At 55.3% G+C, this 3,458-nt stretch carries 6 protein-coding genes; 4 read left to right on the forward strand and 2 right to left on the reverse strand.

Features of this window, described 5'->3' with window-relative positions:
- The 4 genes from AU509_RS18215 to AU509_RS17585 form a co-directional block, all read left to right on the forward strand.
- Positions 1 to 338, forward strand: a 338-nt coding sequence (locus AU509_RS18215; protein WP_457920375.1) for a gp53-like domain-containing protein, incomplete at its 5' end; no start/stop codon positions are given.
- A 6-nt stretch (positions 339 to 344) separates the two neighbouring features.
- Positions 345 to 596, forward strand: a complete 252-nt coding sequence (locus tag AU509_RS17575; RefSeq protein ID WP_094118917.1) for a tail fiber assembly protein — start codon at positions 345 to 347, stop codon at positions 594 to 596.
- Positions 596 to 1,939, forward strand: a complete 1,344-nt coding sequence (locus tag AU509_RS18220) for a glycine-rich domain-containing protein (protein ID WP_094118918.1) — start codon at positions 596 to 598, stop codon at positions 1,937 to 1,939. The genes AU509_RS17575 and AU509_RS18220 overlap by 1 nt, the downstream gene beginning before the upstream one ends.
- Before the next feature lie 2 nt (positions 1,940 to 1,941).
- Positions 1,942 to 2,163, forward strand: coding sequence for a hypothetical protein (locus AU509_RS17585; protein ID WP_094118919.1), 222 nt, complete (start codon positions 1,942 to 1,944; stop codon positions 2,161 to 2,163).
- A gap of 263 nt (positions 2,164 to 2,426) precedes the next feature.
- Here AU509_RS17585 and AU509_RS17590 read toward each other — a convergent pair whose 3' ends face one another.
- Positions 2,427 to 3,026, reverse strand: coding sequence for a tail fiber assembly protein (locus tag AU509_RS17590; RefSeq protein WP_094118920.1), 600 nt, complete (start codon positions 3,024 to 3,026; stop codon positions 2,427 to 2,429).
- Positions 3,026 to 3,458: phage tail protein (locus AU509_RS17595; protein WP_139824080.1), on the reverse strand; the 433-nt coding region annotated here is incomplete at its 5' end. The genes AU509_RS17590 and AU509_RS17595, both read right to left, overlap by 1 nt.

The raw sequence follows: 3,458 nt of genomic DNA on the forward strand, positions 1-3,458 counted from the left end.
CGGCAAAACGCGGGGTGGGAACCGGTCAAAATCAGATCCCGGATATGTCGTCTTTTGCGGGTTTGAATGACTTCAACGGATGGCGACTTTTGCCTGGTGGACTGATTATTCAATGGGGGCAAAGCGTAACTGGGGCCGCCTCGCCGGTAACGGTCAATTTTAATATCCCATTCCCTAGCTATGCGTTTTGCGTGATGGGCTGCATTTACGATGATGTCAATCCGTCAAACACAACTCTGCGACGTAAATCGTCGCCAGTACCGCACGCAAGCGCACAGTTTTTTTTAAATAACGGCACAGCAGCCACCGCGATCAACTGGTGGGCTGTTGGAATGTGAGGACGTATGTATAAATTTTCTAACGGTATGTTTTATCCCTATATTTTGGAACAAGCTTATAGCGCTGCAGGCACTTGGCCAGACGATGGGGTTGATGTGGATGAATCGACGCTACGTCTATTTTCTGTCGCTCAGGCGGGAAAAACGCTGGGTACCGATGAACACGGATACCCCTGCTGGGTTGAAATGACGGTGTATAGCGATGCGGAATATCGTCCGGAAGAGACAACAACGAACAATAATCACGGAGATATCTAATGGCAGAGTTAACAGAAAAAGCCGAGTGGACCGACGGTATATACCAGTTGGAAACCTCGGACCCGGTGGTGGGCGGCCCCGGCGGGATATCCAACCGTCAGGCGCAGGAGCTGGCCTATCGCACCCGCTACCTTAAAGATAATTTGGACGCGACCAGCGCCGGTCTTTCGCAGCACGAATCCGCAGCCGACCCGCACACGCAGTACGCGCCAAAGCTGAACCCGACCTTCAGCGGCACGCCGAAAGCACCCACGCCCGCGAGCGACAGCAACAGCGATCAACTGGCGACGACGGCATTTGTGAAAAGTATTGTGGCCGCGCTGGTCGATGGATCCCCGGCGGCGCTGGATACGCTGAAAGAACTGTCCATCGCGTTGGGTAATGATGCTAATTTTGCGTCGACGGTCGCTAATTCACTGGCGAAAAAAGCGCCATCCAATAGCCCAGCGCTGAGCGGTATTCCTACCGCACCGACCGCCGAACCGGCGGTAAGCACCACGCAAATCGCGACCACGGCATTCGTAAAATCGGCCATTGATGCTAACTATGCCGAGTCGGTAGGCAAGACGCTCGCCGGCAAAATGGCCATTGACCAAAACGGTGCAGACATCGCTGATAAGGCACAGTTCCGTGAGAATCTGGGATTTAGAGAGAACGTCCAGAAGGAGATTGCCCGGACACGTGGATTGCAGAAATTTTTGACCAGCGGACAGTTCGTCGTGCCGGAGGGGGTATCCACCGTTTATCTGTCTGGGTGTGGCGGCGGCGGCGGCGGCGGCGGCGGCGGGTGTCGAACGCTGACTTACGAATGGGGTGGTGGCGGTGGTGGTGGTGGCGCTGGCCAACCCATCATTAAAGAGGCTGTGAACGTCACGCCAGGCGAAGTCATTGCTGTCACTATCGGTGCTGCAGGCTCTGCGGGCTCAACTCAAGTTGCTAACGACGGCACTCCTGGATCCACCGGGGGCGCAACAACATTCGGCCACTATTTGACGCTGGCAGGCGGCGGCGGCGGTGACCGAGGCGGCGGTGGCAGTAATAACCAATTTGGTGGTGGAGGCGGCGGCGGATATCCCAACGGCAGCTTTGGTAATGATGGTGTGGGTGGAACCTCAATTATTGAATCCGGCGCTTCTATTATTGCTTCAGGTGCAGGTGGCGCTGGTGCCTCCGGCCCATTTGGCGGCGGTGGTGGAATGGTCCGCTCAAGCGCTAGAGGAAGTGCCGAAGGCGTGAGAGCTTTTAAAGGTTATGGTTATGGCGTGGGGGGCGGTGGTGGCTCTACGGGCATCGATGGTGTAGGGGCCGAAGGCCAACCCGGCATGTTGATTGTGGAGTGGTAAAAATGACAAAAAGAGTCGCGTTGCTTCCTGAAAGTAGTCGCCGTGTGGAAAATGTGATTTTGGCTGATGATCAGTTTGCGTTGCCGGGCTACCGTGTGGTGCCGATTGAAGAAGGCGTCTTCTGCGAGGCTGGTATGTTCCTGAATGAAGCCGACGGTTTGTTTTATCGGGATACCGATTCTACCACGATTTATCCCGTACACGATATCGACGCCGTGGGTTGATAATGATGTGCCAAGCCGTCTGTTCGGCTTCGCTGACGAAAAAGCGGGAGGTTTTCCTTCCCGCTTTTTTATTGGTCCTACGAGACCCTCAATGAAGTTGATCGTGCCACGTCAGGAGTTTGCGTTTCCCTGCCCGTGTCATGAAAATCAACGAACATGCTCTTTCCTAATATTCCCTTAGGGAAACCTCAATCTCCAAATAAGTAAAAGGTCAGTCTGTCTCCAGACTGACCGATCTCAGTGGTAAAACACAAATTCGGAGATTACACCGCCGGTTGCGCAGGCCAGCTCACGTCAGGGGCCGTTGACACATCGACAGCGTTGACCGCGGCCTTGTAGGCCATCCACGCCGACAGTTTGGTTTTATTATCATCGCTGATATCTCCGAGCATCAGCTCGACCCGCCAGTCCGACGTCACGTTATCTGCCTCGGTCAGCAGCGTTTGTCGGCGTTGTTCAGCTTCCGCGATCTCGCCAGTCTGCTTCGCTGCCACGTCCAACACCCAGTTTGTCCCGTCCCAAATATCGTATTCCGTGGCGGGCGCCAGCGGCGTTGTATTTTCCGGATACGCCCCCAGCGTCGTCAGCGTCACGGGTTGCCGGGTTTGCGTGTTGTAAACCGTATCGCCGCGATGGTCGCTGAGATATTCCCATGCCGAACCGTCGACCGTCCGGCGGATCGCAAAGCCGTCTTTGGGAGCCGGAGGGGCATCGAAACAGGAATGCGCGGGCAAGCCGACGCCCACCGGCAGATATTGCGTGGTCGGGAAATGATATTCACCGGTTAATTCATCAAAGTGGTAGACGGTAATGTCTCCGGCCACCACGGCAATCAGGTCATCATTCAATTCAGCTTTAGACATTATGCGGCCCTCACGATGTAGTTAAATGCGATGTTGCGGGGTCTTGTTTCATTTCCTCCGGTACTTGCCAACCAGACGTAAGTCCACGCTCGACTCCCTTCTCTGAGTCCGCCATCTACGCCTTCATTGTTTTGATCAGTGAAAGCAATGAACTGTGCTGTGGCTGTTCCATATTCATTAATGAAACCATGGTTGTGCGATTTGAGTTCATCGCCTTGTGCTGCGAGTAATGCCCGCCCGCCATCAACCCCACGCCCACTGTCCCAACCACGAATAAATTCGCCGCGCAGATCCGGTAATTTAAGTCCCGGATAGGCCTGCGCCAGCTTGGGATATTGGGCGGCTGTAAACGTCGCGCCGTTGCACTGGAGCCATCCCGCAGGCACCGTCGCCGACGGCCAGGGGATCGGCGTCCCCACCGGTAACGCGGAG

It is taken from the genome of Lonsdalea britannica (assembly GCF_002111595.1).
GTDB classification, from domain to species: Bacteria; Pseudomonadota; Gammaproteobacteria; order Enterobacterales; family Enterobacteriaceae; genus Lonsdalea; species Lonsdalea britannica.